General features: G+C 32.6%; 28 protein-coding genes. 27 read left to right on the top strand and 1 reads right to left on the bottom strand.

The genetic code is table 11. From position 1 onward, the window contains the following. Positions 1-484 precede the first annotated feature (484 nt). The 8 genes from QO263_RS18900 (at position 485) to QO263_RS18865 (ending at position 4,651) form a co-directional block, all read left to right on the top strand. The gene (locus QO263_RS18900) at positions 485-754 is read left to right on the top strand and encodes a hypothetical protein (RefSeq protein WP_285624922.1); all 270 of its coding nucleotides are present in this window, start codon (positions 485-487) and stop codon (positions 752-754) included. Between the two features lie 471 nt (positions 755-1,225). After that, entirely contained in the window at positions 1,226-1,354 is a 129-nt protein-coding gene (locus tag QO263_RS18895) for a hypothetical protein (RefSeq protein WP_285624920.1), read from the top strand. A 40-nt stretch (positions 1,355-1,394) separates the two neighbouring features. Continuing rightward, the gene (locus tag QO263_RS18890; protein ID WP_285624918.1) at positions 1,395-1,616 is read left to right on the top strand and encodes a hypothetical protein; all 222 of its coding nucleotides are present in this window, start codon (positions 1,395-1,397) and stop codon (positions 1,614-1,616) included. Between the two features lie 230 nt (positions 1,617-1,846). Next, positions 1,847-2,119 (top strand): hypothetical protein, encoded by a 273-nt coding sequence (locus tag QO263_RS18885; RefSeq protein ID WP_285624916.1) that lies wholly within the window; start codon positions 1,847-1,849, stop codon positions 2,117-2,119. Between the two features lie 26 nt (positions 2,120-2,145). Continuing rightward, positions 2,146-2,478, top strand: coding sequence for a peptidase dimerization domain-containing protein (locus tag QO263_RS18880; RefSeq protein WP_285624914.1), 333 nt, complete (start codon positions 2,146-2,148; stop codon positions 2,476-2,478). A 49-nt stretch (positions 2,479-2,527) separates the two neighbouring features. After that, positions 2,528-3,100 carry a zinc-binding metallopeptidase family protein gene (locus tag QO263_RS18875; RefSeq protein ID WP_285624912.1) on the top strand — a complete coding sequence of 191 codons (573 nt, stop codon included), beginning with the start codon at positions 2,528-2,530 and terminating at the stop codon, positions 3,098-3,100. A 140-nt stretch (positions 3,101-3,240) separates the two neighbouring features. Continuing rightward, a complete protein-coding gene (locus tag QO263_RS18870; protein WP_285624910.1) occupies positions 3,241-3,948 on the top strand; it encodes a DUF5058 family protein in 708 nt (235 codons plus the stop codon). A 16-nt stretch (positions 3,949-3,964) separates the two neighbouring features. Continuing rightward, positions 3,965-4,651: a hypothetical protein gene (locus tag QO263_RS18865; protein WP_285624907.1), complete on the top strand. Its 687-nt coding sequence runs from the start codon at positions 3,965-3,967 to the stop codon at positions 4,649-4,651. Positions 4,652-4,730: 79 nt separating this feature from the next. Here the strand turns inward: QO263_RS18865 and QO263_RS18860 are convergent, their stop codons facing one another. Further along, the gene (locus QO263_RS18860; protein WP_285624905.1) at positions 4,731-5,282 is read right to left on the bottom strand and encodes a helix-turn-helix domain-containing protein; all 552 of its coding nucleotides are present in this window, start codon (positions 5,280-5,282) and stop codon (positions 4,731-4,733) included. Between the two features lie 228 nt (positions 5,283-5,510). Here QO263_RS18860 and QO263_RS18855 point away from each other — a divergent pair, with 228 nt between their 5' ends. The 19 genes from QO263_RS18855 (at position 5,511) to QO263_RS18765 (ending at position 25,437) form a co-directional block, all read left to right on the top strand. Continuing rightward, positions 5,511-6,869 (top strand): amidohydrolase, encoded by a 1,359-nt coding sequence (locus tag QO263_RS18855; RefSeq protein ID WP_285624903.1) that lies wholly within the window; start codon positions 5,511-5,513, stop codon positions 6,867-6,869. A gap of 50 nt (positions 6,870-6,919) precedes the next feature. Then, positions 6,920-7,582: an amidohydrolase family protein gene (locus QO263_RS18850; protein WP_285624901.1), complete on the top strand. Its 663-nt coding sequence runs from the start codon at positions 6,920-6,922 to the stop codon at positions 7,580-7,582. Beyond that, positions 7,548-8,681, top strand: a complete 1,134-nt coding sequence (locus tag QO263_RS18845; RefSeq protein WP_285624900.1) for an adenine deaminase C-terminal domain-containing protein — start codon at positions 7,548-7,550, stop codon at positions 8,679-8,681. Before QO263_RS18850 ends, QO263_RS18845 begins: the two co-directional genes overlap by 35 nt. A 73-nt stretch (positions 8,682-8,754) precedes the next feature. Continuing rightward, positions 8,755-8,907 carry a Spo0E family sporulation regulatory protein-aspartic acid phosphatase gene (locus QO263_RS18840; protein ID WP_285624898.1) on the top strand — a complete coding sequence of 51 codons (153 nt, stop codon included), beginning with the start codon at positions 8,755-8,757 and terminating at the stop codon, positions 8,905-8,907. A 166-nt stretch (positions 8,908-9,073) separates the two neighbouring features. Next, complete coding sequence (locus QO263_RS18835; protein WP_285624896.1) at positions 9,074-9,997, top strand: AEC family transporter; 924 nt, start codon at positions 9,074-9,076, stop codon at positions 9,995-9,997. 67 nt (positions 9,998-10,064) lie between these two features. After that, positions 10,065-10,493: a 3-hydroxyacyl-ACP dehydratase FabZ gene (gene fabZ, locus QO263_RS18830; RefSeq protein ID WP_285624894.1), complete on the top strand. Its 429-nt coding sequence runs from the start codon at positions 10,065-10,067 to the stop codon at positions 10,491-10,493. A gap of 251 nt (positions 10,494-10,744) precedes the next feature. Next, positions 10,745-11,374: a winged helix-turn-helix transcriptional regulator gene (locus tag QO263_RS18825; protein WP_285624892.1), complete on the top strand. Its 630-nt coding sequence runs from the start codon at positions 10,745-10,747 to the stop codon at positions 11,372-11,374. 56 nt (positions 11,375-11,430) lie between these two features. Next, positions 11,431-12,561 carry a DegT/DnrJ/EryC1/StrS family aminotransferase gene (locus tag QO263_RS18820; RefSeq protein WP_285624889.1) on the top strand — a complete coding sequence of 377 codons (1,131 nt, stop codon included), beginning with the start codon at positions 11,431-11,433 and terminating at the stop codon, positions 12,559-12,561. 1 nt (position 12,562) lies between these two features. After that, a complete protein-coding gene (locus tag QO263_RS18815; RefSeq protein ID WP_285624887.1) occupies positions 12,563-13,252 on the top strand; it encodes a sugar transferase in 690 nt (229 codons plus the stop codon). Then, a complete protein-coding gene (locus tag QO263_RS18810) occupies positions 13,249-14,271 on the top strand; it encodes an ATP-grasp domain-containing protein (protein WP_285624885.1) in 1,023 nt (340 codons plus the stop codon). The genes QO263_RS18815 and QO263_RS18810 overlap by 4 nt, the downstream gene beginning before the upstream one ends. A 55-nt stretch (positions 14,272-14,326) precedes the next feature. Then, on the top strand, positions 14,327-15,409 hold the full coding sequence (locus QO263_RS18805) for an NAD/NADP-dependent octopine/nopaline dehydrogenase family protein (RefSeq protein ID WP_285624883.1): 1,083 nt from the start codon (positions 14,327-14,329) through the stop codon (positions 15,407-15,409). Next, positions 15,409-17,304 (top strand): cobalamin-binding protein, encoded by a 1,896-nt coding sequence (locus QO263_RS18800; protein ID WP_285624882.1) that lies wholly within the window; start codon positions 15,409-15,411, stop codon positions 17,302-17,304. The genes QO263_RS18805 and QO263_RS18800 overlap by 1 nt, the downstream gene beginning before the upstream one ends. Before the next feature lie 113 nt (positions 17,305-17,417). Continuing rightward, a complete protein-coding gene (locus QO263_RS18795) occupies positions 17,418-18,644 on the top strand; it encodes a glycosyltransferase family 4 protein (RefSeq protein ID WP_285624880.1) in 1,227 nt (408 codons plus the stop codon). Continuing rightward, a complete protein-coding gene (locus tag QO263_RS18790; RefSeq protein WP_285624877.1) occupies positions 18,637-19,695 on the top strand; it encodes a polysaccharide biosynthesis protein in 1,059 nt (352 codons plus the stop codon). Before QO263_RS18795 ends, QO263_RS18790 begins: the two co-directional genes overlap by 8 nt. Before the next feature lie 19 nt (positions 19,696-19,714). Beyond that, a complete protein-coding gene (locus QO263_RS18785; protein WP_285624874.1) occupies positions 19,715-20,566 on the top strand; it encodes an SDR family oxidoreductase in 852 nt (283 codons plus the stop codon). Between the two features lie 17 nt (positions 20,567-20,583). Further along, the gene (gene wecB / locus QO263_RS18780; protein ID WP_285624872.1) at positions 20,584-21,711 is read left to right on the top strand and encodes a non-hydrolyzing UDP-N-acetylglucosamine 2-epimerase; all 1,128 of its coding nucleotides are present in this window, start codon (positions 20,584-20,586) and stop codon (positions 21,709-21,711) included. Then, positions 21,708-22,697, top strand: a complete 990-nt coding sequence (locus tag QO263_RS18775; RefSeq protein ID WP_285624868.1) for a glycosyltransferase — start codon at positions 21,708-21,710, stop codon at positions 22,695-22,697. Before wecB ends, QO263_RS18775 begins: the two co-directional genes overlap by 4 nt. Before the next feature lie 176 nt (positions 22,698-22,873). Continuing rightward, positions 22,874-24,220, top strand: coding sequence for a hypothetical protein (locus QO263_RS18770; RefSeq protein WP_285624866.1), 1,347 nt, complete (start codon positions 22,874-22,876; stop codon positions 24,218-24,220). Positions 24,221-24,225: 5 nt separating this feature from the next. Then, positions 24,226-25,437, top strand: coding sequence for a glycosyltransferase (locus tag QO263_RS18765; protein WP_285624864.1), 1,212 nt, complete (start codon positions 24,226-24,228; stop codon positions 25,435-25,437). Positions 25,438-25,464 lie beyond the last annotated feature (27 nt).

The raw sequence follows: 25,464 nt of genomic DNA, 5'->3' as shown, positions 1-25,464 counted from the left end.
CGCTAATGGCGATATATCATAAAATTAAAGTACGCGATTAGCGAAAAAATATTTTAAAAAGGTGTGTGAGAACAAAAGGATTGCACACTAAGGATGAGCAATTCAAAATACTGTTTCAAATATTGAAACATCAAAAAAATAGCATCAAAAATTCAGCAAATTATCATAAAGCTTGCAGGCAACAAATCTTTTATGATAATATTTTACCAAATCTTCTACATTTACACAACAGGATTATATATAGTAAGAACTATTTTTTGCAAAAAAATTTAAAATATTATGAGAAGTCAGAGATAGATGGTAATTAATTGGACTGTGAGAACAAGAGGGTTTATAAGCTTGGTGAAAAGTGATTACTAAGAAAAAATAAATTACAGAGGAGGTCATACAGTGGAAGAAAACAAGAAAGTATAAGGTAATGGCATAGGTGGATATATATCATTATTGATTGCAAGTATTATTTTTCTCAGGTATATTTGGCAAAATGGAAAGTCCATTAAGAGTACTAGATCTTCAGACTTTAATTGGAGAATTTGGAACCATAGCTGAAGGGGCTAGACCTGGGATAATGGGAGCAGGAGGCTATGGTGTAAGAGGAGGATTTTTTCAATCCTTAACCATTGCTCCAGGTGTATTTATGGCAGTAACATTTGTTACAATTATTGAACACTACAAAGGACTTGCAGCAGCTCAAAAAATTGTTAACTCCAATATCAAAGCCTATTTTAGGTGTTCCGGGGATCGGCCACATTAGCTATTGTATCAAATTGGCAAAGCTCTGATACTGGTGCCGCTGTTGCAAGAGATTTACTAGATAAAGGTGTTATATCAGAAAAAGAAAGAGACATATTGCTTAAGTTATGAATTCGTTGGGGCTGCACAAATAATAGGATGTTGTATAGTAAATTCTGGTGCTTTGTTAGTTCCCATATTTAACTGTTGCAGCTGGAGTAATTCTGTTTCTTATAATGGTTCTAAAATTTTTAGCAGGCAATATCATGAGACTATATGTAAATATGCTTGAAGGCAAGACTAAGAAAGCTCCCGCAGAAGCATAAATAACAATATGCCATGATGAGTACAAAGAAAGCAATATGGCCTATATAAAATCAATAATAGACAAGGAGTGTTATGAAATGAGTAATGTAAGTGAGAAAAAGGTTGGGTTTATAGACATATTTTTGATTGGTGCTAGGAAAGGCATTCAATCTGTGGTTTAAATGCTTTGTTGCCTGGCGTTGTTTTAGGGTATTCTGCAATTGAAGTATTAAAGGTTACAGGCATTCTTGATATAGTAGGAAAATTATTTACACCTATCATGGCAGTATTTGGACTTCCAGGGGAAGTTCAATGATGGCTCTGTTAACTTCTTTTTATGGCTCTATCTGGAGGTTGTGCGGCTGCTGCTTCTCTCGCAGCTAATGGTATTCTCATTGATGCAAAAACAGGCAACTATTATACTACCGATGATTTTATGCATAGGAAGCCAGGTTCAGTTTATTGGTAGAGTTTTGGCTGTTGCAGATGTACCCAGCAACAAATATTTAATTAACTGTGCAATTGGAATTATATGCGCAGTTATTGCAGGACTTTTTTATGAGGATTATAGCTTCTGATGGGCCAAAGCACATAAAATATGTATTATAAAAGGAGTGTATTATTGTTGTATGAATAAGCTTAATAATGGATAATGTTGATAAGCTCTCATAAAACAATGGTTTTGTGATAACGAAAAAAAAGTTACTGATATAAGTGATAGAATTTGGAGTATTGCCGAGACTAAATTTCAAGAAGTTGAGTCTAGTGAGACTTTAATTAATGAAATTTGAGAAGGAAGGATTTAAAATTGCTAAAGGGTAGCTTAGAAATCGAGACTGCATTTACTGCGGAATGGGCTAATGGACAGGGACCAGTTATAGCTATGATAGGAGAATATGATGCTCTCCCAAACATGGGACATAAAATATCTACTACAAAAGAACCTACGAGTGGTTCAGGCCATGGATGCGGACATAATCTGCTAGGTGTAGGAAGCATGGCTGCAGCTATTGCTTCTAAAAAAGTTATGGAAAAACTAGATATTAAAGGCAGGATAAAGTACTTTGGATTGTCCAGCTGAAGAAGGAGGAGCAGCAAAAGTAATTTATGGTACGTGATAATGTATTTGATGGAATAGATGCTATTGTCAGATGGCATCCTGTAAATGTATCCTATGTAAGTCTATCTCCTGCGTTATCTATGTATTCAGTTAAGTATGTATTTCATGGAAAGACATCTCATGCAGGCACCAACCCTCACTTAGGAAGAAGCGCTTTAGATGCGGCTGTGTTGATGGATGTAGGTGTCAATTATTTAAGAGAACATGTTACTCCAGATGTTAGAATGCATTCAATTATAACAAAGGGCGGAGTAGCTCCTAATATTGTCCCAGAATTAGCTGAGATTTGGTACTATATCCGTGCTCCAAAAAAGAGGTGAAGTGAAGTAAATATATAGTCGAATGAATAAAATTGCAGAAGGAATGGCAATGGCTACTGAGACTACAGTAGATATAAGACTTATCAGTGCTTCATCTGATACTTTGCCTAATAAGGTACTTTCTGAAAGAGCCTTGATAAATCTTAATAAAGTAGGTCCTCCTAAGTTTACAGAGGAAGATAAGGTTTTTGCAGAAAAGCTAAGCAAAGGAATAACTGTTGCAGACAAAGTCAAATCGTTGATTCCTTACGGTATATCTGACAGCAAGGTTGCTGAGAAAACTCTTCATGATGAGATTTCATCAAATATGACAGAGGGTATAATTTCTCCTTATTCAACGAATTCAGGTGATGTAAGCTGGCAAGCTCCTATGTGCCAATTCTTTATAGCAGCTCAGCCTATTGGTACTGCTAATCATTCATGGCAGCAGGTAGTATCTTCTGGAATGAGCATAGGACATAAAGGCATGTTATGTGCAGGACAAGCTATAGCAATGATGGCATTAGATATATTGACCGATTCAGACCTTCTGGAGAGAGCGAAAAAAGAGTACAATGAACAGTTAAATTTATATCCATATACATGTCCGCTTCCTAAAAATATTAAACCAGGTCAAGAATAAGAGTATTTTATAGACAATATAGATTATTTCTTAAACTCACAGTAAACCATATAAACGACTAATCATATAAAAGCTTTATGATATCAAATATTCATATATAAAGACTGCAATATAATTATGGCATATAAAGAGGTGATGTGATGACTCTGCATGATCAAGTGATGCAAGTTGCCAATAGTGCTGCTGCATGGATATTTTGCTTACTCATAGTAGTGCTTGTATTTTTTCAGACTTTTGTATTTTCTAAAATTAGTTTAAATTATAGAAAAGAGTTTGGTATTTCTTCAAGTGAAATAAAAAAAGCATTCAAATCAGGAATTATAACTACAGTTGGTCCTGCACTTTCAATATTTATAGTTGGATTAGGATTAGTAGCGCAGATAGGTGGCCCTCTAACTCTGGCACGGTTAAGCGTAATAGGCAATGCGACATTTGAAGCTTCAGCTGCTGAGCTTGGCGCAGCTGCACTTGGCACTAGCATAAACTCACCAGACTATAGTCTTATTGCTTATACATGCTCTGTTTGGGTAATGAGTTTAGGAGGTAGCTGTATGCTCATTATGCCCCTTATATTTACTAAATCATTATCGAATATAAGTAAAAAAGTAATTAATAAAAGGAATCTAGCAAAAATTATTGGAATTAGTGCTTCCTTAGCATCCTTTGGCTATTTTTCTTTAGATTATGCAAAAAAAGGTAACAAGAACTTAGTTGCTGTGGCAGTTGCATTCTTAACAGTGTTAGTTGTTACAAAGCTTGGAGAGAAGTTTAAAATTCTATGGGTTAAGGAATGGTCACTTGCATTTTCTATTATTATTTCAGTAATTGTTGTTGCTATGATTCCTTAGAGGGGGAGAACAGGTTATGGAAAGCTCTGCAAAGGATTATTATAAGAAAGTACATTTTTGGGGTCAATTGACATTAGGTTTAGGTATAGTTTTTAGCTTTGTATATGCTGTATATTTGAGCTTTTTTAAAGGATATCATCCAGGATGGGATCGGATTTTTACTGGATTTCTAGGAGTGGCTGCAATGGTTGGACATACCTGGGTAAATTTAGCTGATTTAATGACTTACATTTTGCTTATGGGACCAGCAGCAACATATATGTCTTCACTTACTGGCAATATCAAAAACATGAGATTACCTAGCGTATTAGCTGCTAAAGCTGCTGTAAGCGCAGAACAAGGAACACCAAAGGAAGATATTATATCAACTATAGGAGCTATATCATCAACTCTGGTTAATACTTTATTTTTAGCTATATTAGTCATAGGGGGAGTAAGTGCACTTAAAGTTCTGCCCAGCAGTTTTATAGAACTGCTTAGCTATATTGTTCCAGCTTTATTTGGCGCCATATTTGCTCAATTTGCTCTTATAAACTATAAATCTGGAATAATAGCTATTACAGTTTCTTTCCTCATAATAAACCTAAATTTCCTTCCAGGATATTTGAAGACTTTTCTAACTATTATTCTGACTATACTGATAAATATATTGATACACAACAAAGGCCAAAAACAAAATATCAAAGCTGAAAGGAAGAACTAATTTTTTAGGAAGCAGCGGTAAAAGTATTCTCCCCTTAAGATATTAGGCTTTTATTTATCTTAAGGGGAGTCATTTTTATTTAAAAATCCTTTGATGTAGCAACCATCAAAATCTTTGCTTCCTTTGAGTCGTGGGTGTTACACCATTTGTGAGGAATAGAGCAAGGATATGTCAGGGTGTCTCCTGCTCTAAGCGTATAACTATTAACTCCTACTAGAGTATACATTACTTCGCCTTCAAGTACATATACTATTTCTTCGCCACTATGGCTTACTTCATTACCCGAATCAGCTAAAGGAGGGATAGTAATTAAACCGCCTAAAATTTCATTCTTTTCCTTAGTGAGCAGTTCCTCTGTTAATTTACCATGTTTGCTTTTGTTGCGAATTATTTTTTTCCGTTCCTCTTTTCGTACAAGTGAAATTTTACTATCTATATCATCAAGAAAAAAAGAAATAATCGAAAAACCTAAAACATCAGCTAGCTGTTTAGCAGTAAGTATATTAGGTATAGATTTATTATTTTCTATTTGACTTATGGCACTTGCAGATAACCCTGTCTTAGTAGCTAGCTCACGAAGTGACATTTTTCTTTCTAAACGCTTATTTTTTATTATGCTTCCTATGTCCAATTTTGCTCTCCTTTCTAAAAGCTCCTTTGATTATTACCATATACAAGAATAATAACATATAAAATAAAATTTGAAAAATTTAGAGGAAATTTTCGAAAAATAGCGAATGTTAAAAATAGTGAACATTTTTTATTGTAGCGTACAACAGAATTAAGTTCAAGGAGGTGTTTTATTTAAGATAAAGCTCTGGAAGATTTTTAATCAAACTAAGGCTAAGGAGGAGATGGAATGAGACAGATATTGTTAAAAAATGGTTTTGTAGTTTCTATGAACAAAAAAGAGCAGGTATATACCCAAGGAAGTATTTTAATTGAGAATGATAGGATAAAGGCAGTAGGGGATGTAGAACAGTCTTTGATAGCTTCTGATGCAGAGATTGTTGATGTTAAAGGAAAGATTATAATGCCGGGTCTAATCAATACACATGTGCACACATCTCAGCAATTGGGTAGAGGCCTTGGGGATGATGTGAACCTTTTGACTTGGTTACATGAACGCATTTTCCCATATGAAAGCAATTTAACTGAGGAAGACTCATATATATCTACATTACTTTGCTGTCTTGAGCAAATTAGAGCAGGGGTTACATCATTTGCAGAGCCAGGAGGACAATTTGTAAGCAGTATGGCAAAGGCTGTTGGTGAGATTGGAATTCGTGCCAAGCTTGCAAAATCAGTCATGGATTGTGGAGAAGGCTTACCTGCACGTTGGCAGAAAACAACACGAGAAGAGCTTGAAAAACAGGAGGAGGATTTACGTAAGTTTCACAATACCGCTGATGGCCGTGTTCAAGTCTGGTTTGGATTGCGTACTATTTTTAATAACTCTGATGATTTGATTATTCAAACTAAGGAGCTTGCAGATAAATATGGTGTAGGTGTACATATGCATGTGGCAGAAGTAAAGGAGGAAGTTGAATTTGCACTAGAAACGAGAGGGGCTACTATTGTAAAACATCTAGATAACTTAGGTGTTCTTGACAAAAACTTTCTTGCAGTTCATACAGTTTGGCTTACTGATGAGGAAGTGGATATCTTTAGAGATAAGCAGGTCAAGGTTTCACACAATCCAGCTGCTGCAATGAGAGTACTTGGATTTGCTAAGATACCAAGAATGCTTAAAGAGGGCATCTGTGTAACTCTTGGAACTGATGGAGCTCCATCTAGCAATCGTATGGATCTAATTGATGAAATGTGGCTTACTTCTCTTATTCATAAGGGCTGGAGGTTAGATCCTACTATTATGAAGGCTGAGGAAATTATTAGGATGGTTACCGTAAATGGCGCCAAGGCTATTCTTGAAGAAAATAGTATTGGCTCTATTGAGGTTGGTAAAAAGGCCGATATGATAATCATAAATCCTGATTCTCCGGGGATGCTTCCTCTTCACGATAATATTGCAAATCTAGTTACTTCTATGCATTCATCTAATGTTGAAAGTACCATATGCGATGGAAAGTGGATTATGAGAGAGCGCAAAATATTGACAGTGGATGAAAGTGCAATTTTAAATGAAGCTAAGAAAAGAGCAGCGGCGATTTATAAGCGTGCTGGAATACAGCTGCCTCATAGGTTTCCATATATATAAGGATAGTATTATAGATTAAAATACAAATTAATTAAAATGGAGGGTTAAGAATGGACAAACAATTAGTGACTGTTTCTATGGGAATGAAAAAAGCTGATTTAGCTGTTGTAAACGGGAAAATTGTTAATGTTTATTCGAAAGAAGTGTATGATGGTGGAGTTGCGGTTTCTAACGGAAAAATAGCTGCAGTAGGAGATATTAAATATTGTATTGGCGAAGATACTAAGATTATTGATGCAAAAGGTAAGTACCTTCTTCCAGGCTTTATTGATGGACATATCCATCCTGAAAGCACAAATTTGAGCATTAGGAGTTTTGCTGAAATAGTTCTGACACATGGTACTACAGCAGTAATGGCTGATATGCATGAGGTTGGTGTTGTTGGAGGACTGGAAGCCATAGAAGCAGTTCTAGATGAAGCACAAGCAACTGATCTTAAAATTTATTTTGTAGTGCCTTCTCATGTACCATTTGCTCCTGGACTAGAAACAAGTGGAGGCTTCTTTAATAGTGAAATCATAAAAAAGGCACTTAGTCATAGGGATGCAGTGGGACTATCTGAAATTGTTGCACCGTATCTCCTGCAGGGAAATGCAGAACTAATTAAAGCAATGGAAATAGCCTCGTCTATGGGAAAATCACTTCAAGGACATCTTCCGGAGGATGAAGGGACCAGCTATGAATGCCTGTATGTCAGCGGGCGTCAGTACTGATCATGAATCTCTTAGCACAGAGGATGCAATTGAAAGACTACGTGCAGGTTGTCATTTGATGATGCGTGAGGGCTCAGCAGCGAGAAATATGACAGAATGTTTAAAGGCTATTACAGAGCATAAGCTAGATTCAACTATGTGCAGTATTGTAACGGATGATTTACATACTGTTGATGCAGTAGAAAGAGGACATTTGGATGATGCTGTACGTACTGCTTTGAAAAATGGCATTGATTTTGTTACTGCTGTACAGATGGTAACTGTAAATGCAGCAAGAGCATTTAATTTAGATAGAGAGATAGGAGCTTTGGCTCCTGGAAGACGTGCAGATATTATTATTTCAGAGGGTCCAGAAGACTTCAAGGTATTGTCTGTAATATCAGGCGGAAATTTAGTAGTTGAAGACAGCAAGCTAATCAAGTGCTATGATAAGGTAGAGCATAAAGCTTGTCTTCTCAACACTATTAAATTGTCTAAAAAAATTACAGCTGAGGACCTTATGATCAAGGTGGACAAAGAGGCTAAGGAAGCAAAAGTAAAAGTAATGCGTACTTTAGATTGGATACCTATTACATTTGGGCAGGAAGCTATACTACCTGTTAAAGATGGAGTTGTTGAATGCGATTTAGAACAGGATATTTTATACATAGCACAGGTAGAACGTCATGGGAAAAATGGAAATATTGGCAAGGCCTTTATGGGGGGGTTTAATTTAAAATCTGGTGCGATTGCATCATCAGTAGGTCATGATAATCACAATATAATAGTTTTAGGAACCAATTTTGAAGACATGGCTCTTGCTGTAAATCGTATAGCAGATATCCAAGGAGGTCAGGTCCTAGTTAACAATGGTGAGGTTATTTGCGAAGTGGAGTATCCTATTTTAGGTCTGCTATCAGATTTAGATGCATGGGAACTAGCTTCACAGAAAAAAATATTGAATTCTAAAATCCACGAACTAGGCTGTACTATAAGCATTCCGTTTATGTTTCTTTCCTTTATATGTCTAGCTGCTATACCTGAATATGCAGTAACTGATTACGGTTTTATTGATGTAATGCAGCAAATTATTAACCCAGTTTTTGAGTTAATCAAATAATAGATTAGGATATTTATGGAGCAAGCATAATATTATGATTTGCTCCATAATCAAAGAATTGGGGGATATACGCATGTATGAAGTAGAAAAACGGATGGAAGGGCTGAGAGAACAGCTAAATAGGCTTACTGATGATATGGATGGCTGCAATGCAGAAGAATTGCTTGGTATTAGCCAAGAAATGGACAAGGTTATATATGAATATATAAAAGTGAAGAAAGAATAGAGGATAGCAGTACTTTCATAATTTATTCCTTAACCTAAATAAATATGGCGATAATATCAAAAATGTTATTATAAATGAAAGAAGGCTTAAGCCTTCTTTTATTATTGTACTTTTCTATAGATGGACTTTGAGCACTAATGTTTATTATTAAAATCGGAGGTTATTAATGACAGTACTTACCCAGACAATGATTTTATTTATTTTAATATTAATAGGCTTCATAATTAAAAAGAAAAATGTAATATCAGACCAGATGATAAAAGATTTATCTGGACTAATATTAAACGTAACACTTCCATTTATGATGATAACAGCTATGAACTACAGCTTTTCATTAGAAATGCTTAATAACTCTGTGCTAACCTTCATATATGGAGCTATTTCATACGGTATAGTCATAATAATTGCAATTATATTCAATAAAGTATTTAAACCTGATGAGCCTCAAAAAGGTGTGTATAGCTTTTTAATAGTATTCCCTAACACTGGTTTTATGGGATTTCCCATATTAAAAGCCATGTTCGGAGACATAGGAATATTTTATGGAGCAATATACAATCTTCTATTCAATCTGTTGACATGGACACTAGGAGTAAAATATATGACTGCTCATAATGCAATTGAAGATAAAACCAATTCAGGATTGAAAAACTTCATAAATCCTGGAATTATCTCAGTATTTATAGGACTGCTAGTTTTCATATCTCCAGTAAAGCTGCCGAATATAATCTACAGTCCATTAAAGCTATTAGGAGATACAACTACACCCCTTGCAATGCTTGTAGCAGGAGCAATGCTAGCAGATATAAAAATATCAGAAGTACTGAGCAATAAAAAGCTTTATATACTAGCAGTTATAAGACTCCTCATAGCCCCTATATCAATGATACTAATATTTTCCGTATTCAAAGTGCCAGATATAGTGAAAGGGGTACTAGTAACATTAACAGGTATGCCATCAGCAGTAAACACAGCTATATTCGCAACCAAATACAATTCTGATTCAAAATTAGCATCCCAAGGAGTATTTATTACAACACTGCTAAATATGCTAACAGCACCATTGATAATTTATTTACTAACATTATAATGAACGAATATGTCATCCTGAGCGCCAGCGAAGGATCTCTATTTTAAAAATCCAAGGAGGAAACTAAATGCTAAACAACATAGAAATACAAAACATAATCCCCCACAGATACCCTTTCCTTCTAGTAGACAAGATAATAGAACTAGAAGAAGGGAAAAAAGCAATCGGAATAAAAAATGTAACTATAAATGAGCCTTTCTTTCAAGGACATTTTCCAAATAATCCATTAATGCCAGGAGTACTAATAGTAGAAGCTATGGCACAAGTAGGAGCAGTGGCAGTCATGACTCTAGAGGAAAACAAAGACAAACTAGCAGTATTTGCAGGCATAGATGATGTAAGATTTAAAAAACAAGTAAGACCCGGAGACACACTAAAGATGGAAGTAGAGCTTATATCCATGAGAAGAGGAATAGGCAAAGCAGAAGCAGTAGCATATGTAGATGGAGAAGTGGCTTGTAAAGGAACTTTGATGTTTGGGATAATAGATAAATAGTACTTTATTGTCATCCTGAACGCAAGTGAAGGATCTAAGACCGTTTAAAAGTATATGCTCACATATATTTTAAGATGGTTTTTATATTATAAATATGATAAACTAATAAAAAAAGAAAAATCGGATAGTGTAGAAATATGAAAAAAATGATATTCTTATAATCATTCGACAAATTCATTGAAAAAAACGAGAACTAATAGTATAATTATAATTGTTCATTCAACGAATGATTGAAAAGGAAAGTGATTTGTTTGGACTTTATAAAAAATATTAAATTTTTTACACCAACAGCAGAGTTAAAAGAACTTACAATACTTCAGCATATAGAAAATAGTGAAGATACAACTCAAAAAGAACTAGCAGAACTAGTAAATGCAGCACCTTCTATGATCAATGTATATATCAATGATTATGAAGAAAAAGGATATATAATAAGAGAATACATATCAACGAAAACAGTGAAATATAAAATAACATCAGCAGGAGTGAGAAGGAAAAATTATCTATTGATAACTTACCTGCATGAGCTACTAAAACTATATAGATTAGCGAAAGAGAACATAGAAGGGTTTTTAGAAAAATTAGAAGATAAAGGCTATAGAAACATATTACTATACGGAGCAGGAGAAGTAGCAGAGACTATTCTTAGTGTAATAAGAGACAGGGGTGCATCTAGGCTAAATATAGCAGGAATAATAGACGATGATGAGGCTAAGAAAAACAAGAAACTGTTAGGATATAAGATAATATCAAGAGACGATATAGAAAAATATAACCATGATGCTATAGTGATTACCAGCTATACCTATGAGGATGATATAAGAAGAAGGCTTGGGGAAGTTGGGTATGATGGTGGTAGGGTGGTTAGGTTTTTTTGGTAGAGGAAGCTAATAACTGTTTAACTATCAAACTACTTGACGAAAGGAAGCAATAGGTTATGACAACACAAAAAACAACTAATAGTAGAATATATCTATCATCCCCACACATGAGCGATGAAGGATATGAGCAAGAGTACATAAAGGAAGCATTTGATACAAATTGGATAGCACCTCTTGGCAAGAATGTGAACGAATTTGAAAAGGAACTAGCAGCAAAGGTTGGTAGTGGACATGCTGCAGCACTAAGTTCCGGAACAGCGGCTATACATATGGCTCTTAAAGCCGCAGGAGTTGGTGAAGGAGACGTTGTGTTTTGTCAAAGTCTTACTTTCTCAGCTACAGCTAATCCGATTATTTATCAGAATGCAATACCGGTGTTTATAGATAGTGATTACAAAACTTGGAATATGAGTCCGATAGCATTAGAGAAAGCTTTCGAAAAGTACCCTAATGCTAAAGCTGTTTTAGTTGTTCATTTATATGGACTTGCTGTAGATATGGATAAGATTGTTGAGATTTGTAAGAAACATAATGCAATTCTGATTGAAGATGCTGCTGAGAGTTTGGGAACTACATATAAAGGTAAATATACAGGAACTTTTGGAGATTATGGGATATTTTCATTTAATGGAAACAAGATCATCACCACTTCTGGTGGCGGAATGTTAGTTTCTGATAATGAAGAAAGGATTGCTAAGGTTCGTTTCTGGTCTACACAGTCCAGAGATCAGGCAAGGCATTATCAACATAGTGAAATAGGTTATAATTATAGAATGAGTAACATAGTTGCTGGTATTGGAAGAGGACAGCTTAGGGTATTGGATCAAAGAGTAACTAAGAAGAAATACATATTTGATTTTTATAAAAGAGAATTGGAACAACTTGATGGAATTCGGTTTATGCCAATTAATAAATGGAATGAATCAAATTGTTGGTTAAGTTGTGTAATGTTAAGTGGACAAGTTAAACCACTAGATGTAATGGAAACTTTGGAGAAAGAAAATATTGAGTCAAGACCTATTTGGAAACCTATGCATATGCAGCCTGTATTTGAAGGATATGATTTCATTGGCGAAGGAGTTTCTGATAAGATATTTGAAAGTGGTGTTTGTTTGCCAAGTGATACAAAGATGACGGATGAGGATTTAAGCAGAATATGTAATGTGATTAAGGAGTTGTGGAAGTAGAATGGAAACTGAAGCTAAATCTAATATAAAACCGTCACCACAGAATAGTGGTTTATATAGAAGATGTTTTAAAAGACCAATGGATTTCATATTATCTTTGATAGCAATTACAGTACTTAGCCCTGTTTTGTTGGTCGTGGCCGTAATGGTTAGAATAAAACTTGGTAGTCCAGTAATTTTCAAACAAGAAAGACCGGGATTAAACGAGAAGATATTTACTCTATATAAGTTTAGAACTATGACAGATGAGAGAAATGAGTTTGGTAAGTTGCTACCAGATAGCGTAAGGCTTACTAAGTTTGGTAAGTTCTTAAGATCAACATCATTAGATGAACTTCCAGAGCTACTTAATATACTTAAAGGTGATATGAGTATTATAGGGCCAAGACCTTTACTAGTACAATATCTATCTTTATATAATGAACACCAAAAGCGTCGTCACGAAGTAAGACCTGGTCTAACTGGTTGGGCACAAGTCCATGGTCGGAATGCTATTAGTTGGGAAGATAAATTTAATTTAGATGTTGAGTACGTAGACAACATAACTCTAAGTCTTGATATGATGATAATTTTCAAGACAATAAAAAAAGTATTTATTAAAGAAGGAATCGAGTTTACGCAAAATAAAAGTATTTATGAGAGCTTGGTAAGAGACAGTGCAAGAGATGAAAGGAATGGAAGAGATATATGAATATATTGATAACAAGTATTGGGCAAAGAGGTTACTTGATAGATCACTTTAGAGAAAGCGCCAATGGTGAATTTGGTATATATGCTGCAGATGCAACAAGATATGCCCCGGCATTACAAAATGCAGATAAAGCCTTTGTGATACCTATGGCTAAAGATTCTCAATATTATTCAAAACTTTTAGAAATATGTAAAAATAACGACATAAAGGGAATCCTATCAATTAATGATATAGAATTGCCTATTTTAGCCAAATATAAAGACCAACTTGCTGAAAATAATATTATGGCAATTATATCTGACCCTAAGATAATTGACATATGTTTTGATAAATATAGGACCTATGAATTTTGTACAAAAAATGAAATCCCGGTTCCTAGGACATATTTATATACTGAGAAAGAAAAGCTTAAACAGGACATAGAATTAAGTTTGATTAAATTCCCTATAATAGCAAAGCCAAGAAAAGGCAGTAGAAGTGTTGGTATACATCTATTATACAACATGAAGCAATTAACATATGACGTTGAAGAAATGGAGTCAATGGATATCCCTGAAGATGAAAAACTTATGTTTCAAGAGTACATAAATAGTGAACAATACTCTATTCATGTTTTTAATGATGCATGTTTAAAACCAGTAAGCGTTGTGGGAATGGTTAACTTATTCAAACATTTTGGGGAAACATTTCATATAAAAACTTATAGAGATAATTCTTTAATTCAGCTTGGAATATCAATAGGTGAAAAGCTCAAACATCTAGGACCTTTAAGTGCAGATGTACACCAGAGAGATAACGGTGAGTATGTAGTTTTGGAATTTAATCCTCGGATTAGTGGGTGCTATTCGCTTTCTCATTATGCTGGAGCGGACTTTCCAGGAAAAATATTTAATTTAATTAAAAATGAGCCAATTAGATTCGAAACTATAGATAATTTTGAAGATGATGTGATTATGCTCAAACAGTTTACTACTCAAAAAGTTTTAGAATCCCAAATAATAAAAAAAATAATAGAGTAAAGTCATATATAAAAAAGAGTATATGTTTTAAACACAATGGCTGGGAGGGAAATAGATGAATATCACTGTAATAGGTGCAGGAAATTCTGGACTGGCAATGGCTGCACATTTAAGCAAAGAAAGAAACAATGTAATTTTGTGGAATCGTTCCAAATCGACTATTTCTAAATTAATAGAGACTCAGACAATTTATTGTGAGGGAATTATAAATGATCAAATTAAAATAGACTTGGTTACAGATGACATTGAAAAAGCTGTTGAAAACCCCGATGTTATTTTGATTACAACTCCAGCTAATTCTCATAAAGAGCTCGCCGAACAAATTGCTAAGGTTATAAAAAAAGAAACACTAATTGTTCTAAATCCAGGGAGAACTTTTGGGGCATTAGAGTTTGATGCAACTTACAGAAAGCATAATCAAGAAGTTACACAAACAATTGCAGAAACACAAACAATTATATATACTTGCAGAAAAACAGGTGAAGACTCAGTAAATATAATATCTTTAAAATCTGGTGTTTTAATATCAACTTTTAATTCATCTGAGAATAAAAATATCATTATGAAATTGCCAGAATGTATTCAAAAGTATTTTATTCCTGCAAGATCTATGATTGAAACTTCTATTGGTAATGTAGGTATGATTCTTCATTGTGCCCCACTTTTATTAAATACAGGCTGGACTGAAAGTGAAAGCACTATATATAAATATTACTATGATGGTATAACTCCAACTGTGGGAAGATTAGTAGAAAGGATAGATGAAGAAAGAGTAGCTGTATCTAGAGAGTTAGGGCTAGAAGTTGAAACAACTAAAGAATGGCTTAAGAGGACATATAATATTAATGGTAACACTTTATATGAATGTATTCAAAATAATGAAGCTTACAAAACAATTGATGCACCTTGTTCATTAAGGCACAGGTATATATTTGAAGATGTTCCTTGTGGGCTAGTACCATTAGAAACGATTGGAAAAAAGTTAGGCTTAAACATGAAAAATACTAGCGTAATTATAGACTTAGCATCTAGTTTAATGGATGTTGATTTTAGAAAGGTTGGTAGAAATTTAGATTATTTCCATGATTCAAATTCAAAAAGTGACTTTAAGAATTTGTTTAGTAGGGGGAATAGATGATGTTTGCAGTAGATTCAGATATATTTGCATTTGTAAAACCATCTTTAGATGCACATACTTTGGGAGTAAATTCAGCAGCAGAACTTTTAAGGGATTGCGGTTATCGTGTAATCTTTGGGGATGAAATAATTGCAAAGGCAATAAATGATATAAAATATGAAGCAAACCAGAAGATAATATTGGATTGGATTTGTAAGAATAAGATTAGTCGAATTGGACTTAGTTATAGATTGGATCAAGATGAAGCAGTTAAAATGATGGGATACTTTATGAATGCACTTGAGAGTAGCAATCTTTTATCTTATCGAGGGGGACCAATCAAATCTATTTTTTTTGGAGGACTTCCCAAGGCATGTGAGATTATAGAAAAAGAACATAAAGGGTTCGTTAAAACTTTTAAAGGTGGAGAATCTGTTTGTGAATCTTTAATGAAAATGGATGTTCCAGATGAGCGAATTCCAAAAGATATCTTAAATGGTAGTTTATACGATGACTTCCGTTTAGAATTTGGTAAAGATACTATAAATGCTCATAACTACGATAGTTTTAAACCAGTAGAACGATGCATGTATAAAGAATACGGAACTTCGGATGATACTCTTGTGAAAAGACTCAATTACAATATGAAAAGGTCTTTTATACCATTAATGCGTGCGCATGTAGGGCCTTACTCTTCTGCTGTTGATAGACTGGATTTGTTAAAAGAGTTTATGGATTGGGCTAAATATCTTGCAAAAACTAAGTATTTAGATATCCTATCTATAGGAAGTTCGCAATTAACACAATCTAATTTTGGAGAAGATTGGAAAGACAAACCTAATGGCGGAGGAGTTCCTGTTAATTCACCAGAAGAATATAGGATGATCTGGGAAGTTTCTAGGCCGCTATTAGTGAGAACTTATGCTGGAACAAAAAATATACCGGAGTTAGCAGAAATGTATGAGAAAACTTTGAATACTTGTTGGCATGCTTTATCTCTATGGTGGTTTAACAAGCTAGATGAAAGGGGTCCTTATGATTTATATACGAATTTAAAACAACATATTGAAACATTAAAATATATTACCAAAACAGATAAACCATTTGAAGCTAATGTATCTCATCATTTTGCGTTTAGAGGGGCAGATGATGTAACATACATTGTTTCTGCCTATTTATCGGCTAAGCTTGCTAGAAAGTTAGGTGTGAAGACTTTTATATTACAGAATATGTTAAACACGCCTAGATTTACATGGGGAATTCAGGATTTAGCTAAGTCTAGGGCAATGCTTACACTGATAAAAGAACTTGAGAATTCTAATTTCAAAGTTCTCCTACAACCTAGAGCTGGACTGGATTATTTTAGACCAGATTTAGAAGAAGCTAAAATACAATTAGCGGCTGTAGCCGCACTGATGGATGATATAGATCCCCATAATGAAACAAGTCCACCTATTATTCATGTAGTTAGTTATTCAGAGGCTTCACATTTAGCAACACCTAATATCATCAATGAAAGCATAAAAATCACTCAGTATTCATTACAAAAATATCGGGAGTTAAGACGAATTGGGAATGTAGAGGATATGAGTAAGAATTTAGATGTTCAAGAACGGATGTTTGAACTTATTGATTCTGCTAAGACTATTATTTCTGGAATTGAAACACATATTGACAATCCATATACAGCTGAGGGATTTTACAAGATTTTTGCAGCTGGTTTCTTACCAGTACCATACTTATGGGGTGAAGTTGAAGAGTTTAAATACGCAAAGTATTGGAAAACAAAACCTGTAAAAGGCGGAGTAAAAATAGTAGATGAAAATAATAAATTGATTAGTTCTGATAAAGTGGTTGATTATGCAAAAGAGAATATTAAGGAAGTTGAGTATATATTAAACCAAAAGAATTGTTGATTCAATAAGGAACTATAGAAAGCAGAGGAAAGTCTGATAGTAAATAGATTATATATTATATCTAGCTGTTAAATTATAACTATACAGAATACTTAAAATAAGCAGGTGATGTTTTGAACATATTATTTCTAACTATATCATCAATGAATAATTTAGATGGAAATGGGTTATACATTGATTTAATTAATGAACTTAAAGACAGAGAAAATAATGTTTATATTGTATGTCCTAATGAGAAAAGAAATGGAAAGCGTACAGTAAATGAAAAGAGAGAAAAAGTTAGTGTTCTTAGAGTTCGTACAGGCAATATTACTAAAACGAATTTTATTGAAAAGGGAATTTCAACAATACTTATTGAATCTCAATTTATTAAAGCTATAAAAACCTATTTTAATAATGTTAAATTTGATATTGTTTTATATACAACACCTCCTGTAACCTTTGAGAAAGTAATAAAGTATATAAAAAATCGTGATAATTGTTTATCTTATCTTATTTTGAAAGATATATTTCCTCAGAATGCTGTTGACTTAGAGATAATGAAAAGAAACAGTTTTATATTTCGATTTTTCCGTTTAAAAGAAAAAAAACTTTATGCTATATCAGATTTTATTGGCTGTACCTCAAAAGGAAATATAAATTATATTATAAACCACAATCCTGAAGTAAGTCCTTCAAAGGTTGAGCTTTTTCCAAATAGCATTAGGCCTAGAAAGATTGAAAATAGAGTTTTTGAGGGCAAAGAAATGCGAGAAAAATATAATATACCCAAAGATGCAATCGTATTTGTATATGGTGGAAACATTGGAAAACCTCAAGGAATAGAATTTATAAAAGAAGTTCTAAAAAAGGCTAATGAATATAAAGACTTATTCATTATGATTTTAGGTTCTGGGACTGACTTTTCAAAACTTTCGAAATTTATTTCAGATTCCAATTTCAAGAATGTAAATATATTGAATGCTATACCACAAGAAGAATACTGGGAATTTTTAACTTCTTGTGATGTAGGTCTGATATTTCTTGATGGACGATTTACAGTTCCTAATACGCCTGCACGACTTACATACTATATGGAATCGGCACTTCCTATATTAGCAGCTACTGATAAGACTACTGATGTTAAAGACATTTTAACAAAAGCAAAGTGTGGTTACTGGGTTGAATCAGGAGATATTGATAGTTATTTTAATTATGTTGATTTGCTAATTAAGAATAAAAAACTAAGAAATAACCTAGGTATAAATGGTCGAATGTATTTAGAAAATAACTATACAATAGATAAAAATTACATGACGCTAATTAAGCATATTGAAGATAGGAGAGTAAAAAATGTTTAAAAATAAAACTTTATTAATTACAGGTGGAACGGGTTCCTTTGGTAATGCAGTCATGAAGAGGTTTTTAGATACTGATATAAAAGAGATAAGAATTTTTTCAAGAGATGAAAAAAAGCAAGATGACATGCGAAAACTGTATAAAAATGATAAACTCAAATTTTATATCGGGGATGTGCGTGATCTTTCAAGTGTTAAGAATGCTATGCATAGTGTAGATTATGTGTTTCATGCTGCGGCGCTAAAACAAGTTCCATCCTGTGAGTTCTTTCCACTTGAGGCAGTAAAGACAAATGTATTAGGGACAGATAATGTTCTAACTGCTAGCATTGAATATGGAGTAAAAAAGGTAATTTGCCTTTCAACAGATAAAGCTGCATATCCTATTAATGCTATGGGAATCTCAAAGGCCATGATGGAAAAAGTATTTGTGGCTAAGTCAAAAACTGTGAATCCAGAAAGAACTCTTATTTGTGGGACACGCTATGGAAATGTAATGGCTTCAAGAGGATCTGTTATACCACTTTTTGTAGAACAAGTTAAAAACAGACAGCCATTAACAGTGACAGATCCTAATATGACGAGATTTCTTATGAGCTTAGAAGAGGCAGTTGAATTAGTTGTTTTTGCATTTGAAAATGCTGAAGCTGGAGATATTATGGTGCAAAAGGCACCATCGTCAACTATAGGAGATTTAGCACAGGCAATTAAGGAATTATTCAATGCAGATAATGAAATAAAAATAATTGGTACACGTCATGGAGAAAAGCTATATGAAACTCTTTTGACAAAAGAAGAATACCTAACAGCAGAAGATATGGGTGGATTTTTCAGAGTATCAGCTGATAAAAGAGGTCTTAATTATGATAAATACTTTATTCAGGGCGATAAAAAGTTATCTACTGAGAGAGAATATAATTCTCACAATACTCAGATCCTCAATATCGACCAGATAAAAGAAAAATTACTTCAACTTGACTACATTAAGGAAGAATTATATAAGTTCCAGACAAATGAAGCCGCTGTTGCCAAAGAGAGCACAGATATAGGCTAAGAGAGGTGATTTTTTTATAATGAAAATACTTGTACTTGGTGCAACTGGTATGGCAGGTCACACAATAGCAATTTACTTTATGGAGGCGGGACATGATGTAATTGCTTTTAGTAGACGTGAATTTAAATATTGTGATACTATTATTGGTGATATCACGGATTTCGATTTTGTAAAAAATGTTATTAAAGAAGGAAAATACGATGCAATTATTAACGCTATCGGTATTCTAAATAAAAATGCAGAAGATCATAAATCACTTGCGGTTTTATTAAATAGCTATCTACCACATTTTTTAAGCAATATTACTAGGAATATGAAAACTAAAATTATTCATATGAGTACAGACTGTGTTTTTTCAGGAAAAAAAGGTAGTTATACTGAGACATCTTTTAGAGACGGCGAGACTTTTTATGATAGATCTAAAGCATTAGGGGAACTAGAAAATGATAAAGATTTAACTTTCAGAAACTCAATTATTGGGCCTGATTTAAATAAAAACGGTATAGGACTTTTTAACTGGTTTATGAAGCAAGAGGGGCAAATCAATGGATTTACAAGATCTATATGGACTGGTGTTACAACTTTAACATTAGCGAAAGCAATGGATAAGGCTTTAGAAGAAAACTTGACTGGTTTATATAACTTAGTTAATAATGAGAAAATTAGCAAGTTTGACTTATTAAGACTCTTTAACAAGCACATGAAAGATAATAGGATTATGATTTTACCAAGTGATGTAGTTGTACTTGATAAATCTTTAATTAACAATAGAAATGATTTTATATTTACTGTACCAAGTTATGAACATATGATTGTTGAAATGAAAGAGTGGATAGAAAATCACAAAGAGATTTATCCACATTATTTTTAATATGAGGAGGGAAACAGGTGAATAAATTAAAATTAATGACAATAGTAGGTACACGTCCAGAAATCATTAAACTATCAGAGATAATCAAAAAGTGTGATAAGCATTTTGAACATATATTGATTCATACAGGACAGAACTATGATTATACACTCAATGAAATGTTCTTTGAAGAATTAGGATTAAGAGCACCTGATTTTTATCTAGATGTTGTAGGAGATAATTTAGGGCAAACTATGGGAAATGTTTTAGCTAAATCTTATGAAATTATGGTTGAACAAAAACCAGATGCTGTTCTAGTATTAGGAGATACAAACTCTTGTTTAAGTGTTATATCTGCAAAGAGACTTAAAATTCCAATATTCCACATGGAAGCTGGAAATAGATGTTTTGATGAAAACCTGCCAGAAGAAATTAATAGAAGAATTGTGGATCATACTAGTGATGTTAATCTTTGCTACACAGAGCATGCAAGGAGATATTTGAACGCAGAAGGGATACCAATGGAAAGAACTTATGTTATAGGATCACCTATGGCAGAAGTTTTAAGTTTTAATGCGGATAAGATTAATAGTAGTAAAGTATTGGAAACTCTTGGACTTGAAAAAGGTAAATATATCTTATTATCAGCACATAGAGAAGAAAATATAGATAATGAAGAGAACTTTTTTTCACTTATGAATGCAGTAAATGCTATGGCAGAAATATATGGTATTCCTGTTATATATAGTACACATCCAAGGAGTAAGAAATTTATCGAGCAACGTGAGTTTAAGTTCCACTCCAATGTGAGAAGTCTACAGCCATTTGGATTTTTTGATTATAACAGTCTGCAACGTAACGCTCTATGTGTAGTATCAGATAGCGGTACCATTGCTGAAGAAGCTTCTTATTTCAAATTCCCAGCTATATCCATAAGAACAAGTACAGAACGTCCAGAAGCTTTAGATAAAGGTAATTTTATAATTGGTGGTATTACAAAAGAGCAGGTATTGCAGGCTGTTGACATGGCTGTAGAGATGAACTCTAATGGTGACTTAGGTGTTGATGTACTTAATTATATTGATGAAAATGTTAGTGTAAAGGTAGTAAAAATTATTCAAAGTTATACAGGTATAGTGAATAAAATGGTGTGGAGAAAATTATGAGGATAATGGTCTTTGATGTTCCAGCCGAAAATGGAGGAGCTTTAACAATATTGAAACAATACTATGAAAAAGCCATTAATGATAGAGGTAACGAGTGGATATTTGTGATTAGCACCCCAGAGCTTAAAGGTACAGATAATGTAAAAATCTTACGTTATCCATGGGTCAAAAAGAGTTGGATTCATAGGCTATATTTTGATAAGATGGTAGCAAAAAGATTAGCTAAAACAAGTGATATAGATGAAATTATATCTTTACAGAATGTAGTTATCAAAGATGTAAAGGTTAAGCAGACTTTATACTTGCATCAACCATTACCATTTATAGAAAAAAAATATGGGCTTGTTGAAAACTATAAGTTCTGGATTTATCAAAATATAATTAGCAGAATGATATATAACTCAGTTAAAAAAGCCGATAAGGTAATAATACAAACAAACTGGCTAAAAGAGGCTTGCTTAAAGAAGGTAAATACTGACCCAAATAAATTTGAATTAGTTCAACCAGAGATGAACATTAAAGTTGAAAATTTCTATAAACAAGATAAAGATAATTTTAGACTATTTTTTTTCCCCTCAAGTGCATTAATATATAAGAATCATAGAGTAATTGTGGAAGCAGCTCATAAAATGACTAGGGAGGGAATATTAAATTTCAGAATAATATTTACGTTAAAAGGTGATGAGAATAAAAACATTAGAGACTTATATAGAGATATAAAAAAGCATGATATTCCAATTGATTTTATTGGATATATAAGCATAGAAGAAGTATATGAATACTATAGCAAATCAGTTTTAATTTTTCCTTCATATATAGAAACATTTGGGCTACCATTGCTTGAAGCTAAGATGCATAATAGTCCTATACTAGCTTCAGACTGTGCTTTTTCTCATGAAATACTAGATGATTATGATAAGGTTAGATTCTTTAATCCTTTTAACAGTGACCAGCTTTATAGTTTAATGAAAGATTATATAATCTAATAATTTTCAAATTACACGACAGAGGAAATTAGTAGAGTAAAGATTTTAATAAACTTATAAATGATAATGTAATTCATAAAATTATTATCGTTAACAGTTATATAACTATATAATTTTTTGCATATAGAATTAATTAGCTACGAGTTGTATCTAAATTATTTAGCAGGAGGTTTCCATTGGCAACTGTGAATAAAACTAATTTTGAAAAAGGAAAATTACAAAAATATATCCCCCTAGTTATTGCTGTATTATATTTAAGCTTAACTGTATTATTATTTGCTTTTGGACCGATAAATTATCCTGTTGAGAATAAATTATACTTCTATTCCTTTTTAGTAATGGTTAATTTAATGTTAACATTAGGTTATATGATTGGGATTAATAAAAAAGAGTTGGTTGTTATGAATGAAGGGAGAGGTCTAAAAGTCTTTAGAAAGGCAATGGTCATTTATATAATTTTGATCCCTTTTACAAATTATTTAAATACTGGTTCGTTTATTTTTAACCTTAACGCAGTATTTGACTTAGGACAAGCTTATAAGGATTCTTATACAATAAGACAAGGTCGAAGTATAGCTACAGTAATCTCGTATTTAAGAATAATATTATCACCGTTTCTATTGGCATATGTTCCACTAGGTTTATTTTATTGGAGTAAATTGACAAACAAAAGAAGAACTATCTATGTTCTAGGATTATTGGGTGGATTAGGTTTAGATTTTTTTAGAGGTACAAATAAATCTATAGCAGATTTTTTGATAGTTCTTTTGGTTATATTACTAATTAATTCAATATATAAAGCTAGAATACCAAGAAAAAGTATTATACAATATAAATTGCAGAATAGAAATTTATTGTTTCTCAAAAGAATATTTGCAACAATCTTCATTTCAATATTAGGATTCATTGGATTTATATATTATTTTTCTAATACTGCTCCCAAAAGGTATGGTGTAAATATATATGGGCCTAATAATGAATATATGATAGATGTTAATCACAAATTACTTAGTTTATTTAGTTCTAATGATGTAAGATTAGCACTTGGTTCGCTAATTAGTTATTTTACCCAGGGTTACTATGCACTTGGTTTGGCCATGCAAAAAGAATTTATGCCTACTTTCGGAATTGGAAGTTCAATGGCTGTGTTGATAAATGTATCTAACTTATTTGATACTAATAAGATTTTTGAAAGAACTTATGTATATAGAAATTATATTGAAAATGGTTGGGACTGGCATGGTAAGTGGTCATCCTTTTATGTTTGGGTAGCATCAGATGTTTCTTTTTTTGGAGTATTAATAATTATATCAATTTTAGGATATATACTTGCTAGATCATGGAATAGGCTAATTAATTACAGAGACTATATTTCTGTAATTGTGTTTACTCAACTGATGATTATGATTTTTTATTTACCAGCAAATAATCAGCTGTTTCAATTTTTTGAAGGTTTAGTAGGAAATATATTTTGGATAACAGTGTGGGTTATGAGTGTTCGTAGAATAAGGATTAAGTGGTGATAAATATGAATATTATATATCTTGGATATATTGTACCAGATAATATTGTAAAAGAATCAAGAGCAGTGTCGGTTGCAGGAAATAACATGGAAAAAGCATTATTAAAAAATCTATATAGAATATATGGAAATGATTTATTTGTTATAAGTGTAACTCCAAGAGCAAGTTTTCCAAGAAGTAAAATGATAGTAAATAAAAGACGAAACTTAATGTTAGAAAATGGATTGTTACTTCATTCAGTTGGATATATTAATATCCCATTTATAAAACAATTGTCTATTATGATTTCTATTCTATCAATACTCATGAATAAAATTATAATGAAAAAAAATTGTAGTAAACGAGAAAAAACTATAGTTATGACATACAATTCAGCTTCTATCTTATCTTTACCTGTATATTTTACGTCAATGTTTGCAAAGTTTTGCAAAATATGTCTTGTTGTTGATATACCAATAACTTTTCAAAAAAAAAGAAAATTATATTTCATGATTGCTAAAGGTATCGATAATTTTATATCTTTAAGAACTTTTAAGAAATATGATGGGATGGTAACTTTAGTTGAAAGAACAGTTTTAGACTTTGCACCTTTAGTGCCATATAAATTAATAAATTATTCTTTGGAAAAAATTGAAAGTATTCCATCTATAGAGAAGAAACTAAATAATAAAGTTAATATAGTTTTTACTGGGGCTTTAGAAGAATACTATGGAGTTAAAGAAATGGTTGATCTGATAGAAAGTCTTCCCTCAAATTATTATCTTAATCTATATGGTAAGGGGTCATTAGTTGACTACATAGATGAAAAGAGCAAAAAAAATAAACGAATTATTTTTCATGGATTAGTAGCAAATGATAAAGCTATTGAAGCACAAACAAATGCTTCATTATTGCTTCTTATTAGAACTAATGAGGAATTAAATAAATATGGATTACCTTCAAAGATTATTGAATACCTGGCAAGTGGAACACCAATTATTTCAACGAAGATTTCATCTATACCAAATGAGTTACATCGGTACATTAATTTTATAGATAATAATACTCCTGAATCAATATTAAGTAAAGTCATTTCTATCACTAGCGATGAAAGCGTGTATCAAGATTACTTAATTAAAGCTAAGAAAGGAAGAGAGTACATAATTAATAACTTCACATGGGAAAAGCAAGCTGAAAGCATTAGAGACTTTATTAATGAATTAGTCGAGAATTTATAGAATAGCTAAATAAACAAGTTAGAATAG

This window comes from Proteiniborus sp. MB09-C3 (assembly GCF_030263895.1).
Classification (GTDB): Bacteria; Bacillota; Clostridia; order Tissierellales; family Proteiniboraceae; genus Proteiniborus.
The sequence above is the reverse complement of the archived record's forward strand: the minus strand, read 5'-3'. Positions and strand labels throughout refer to the sequence as shown.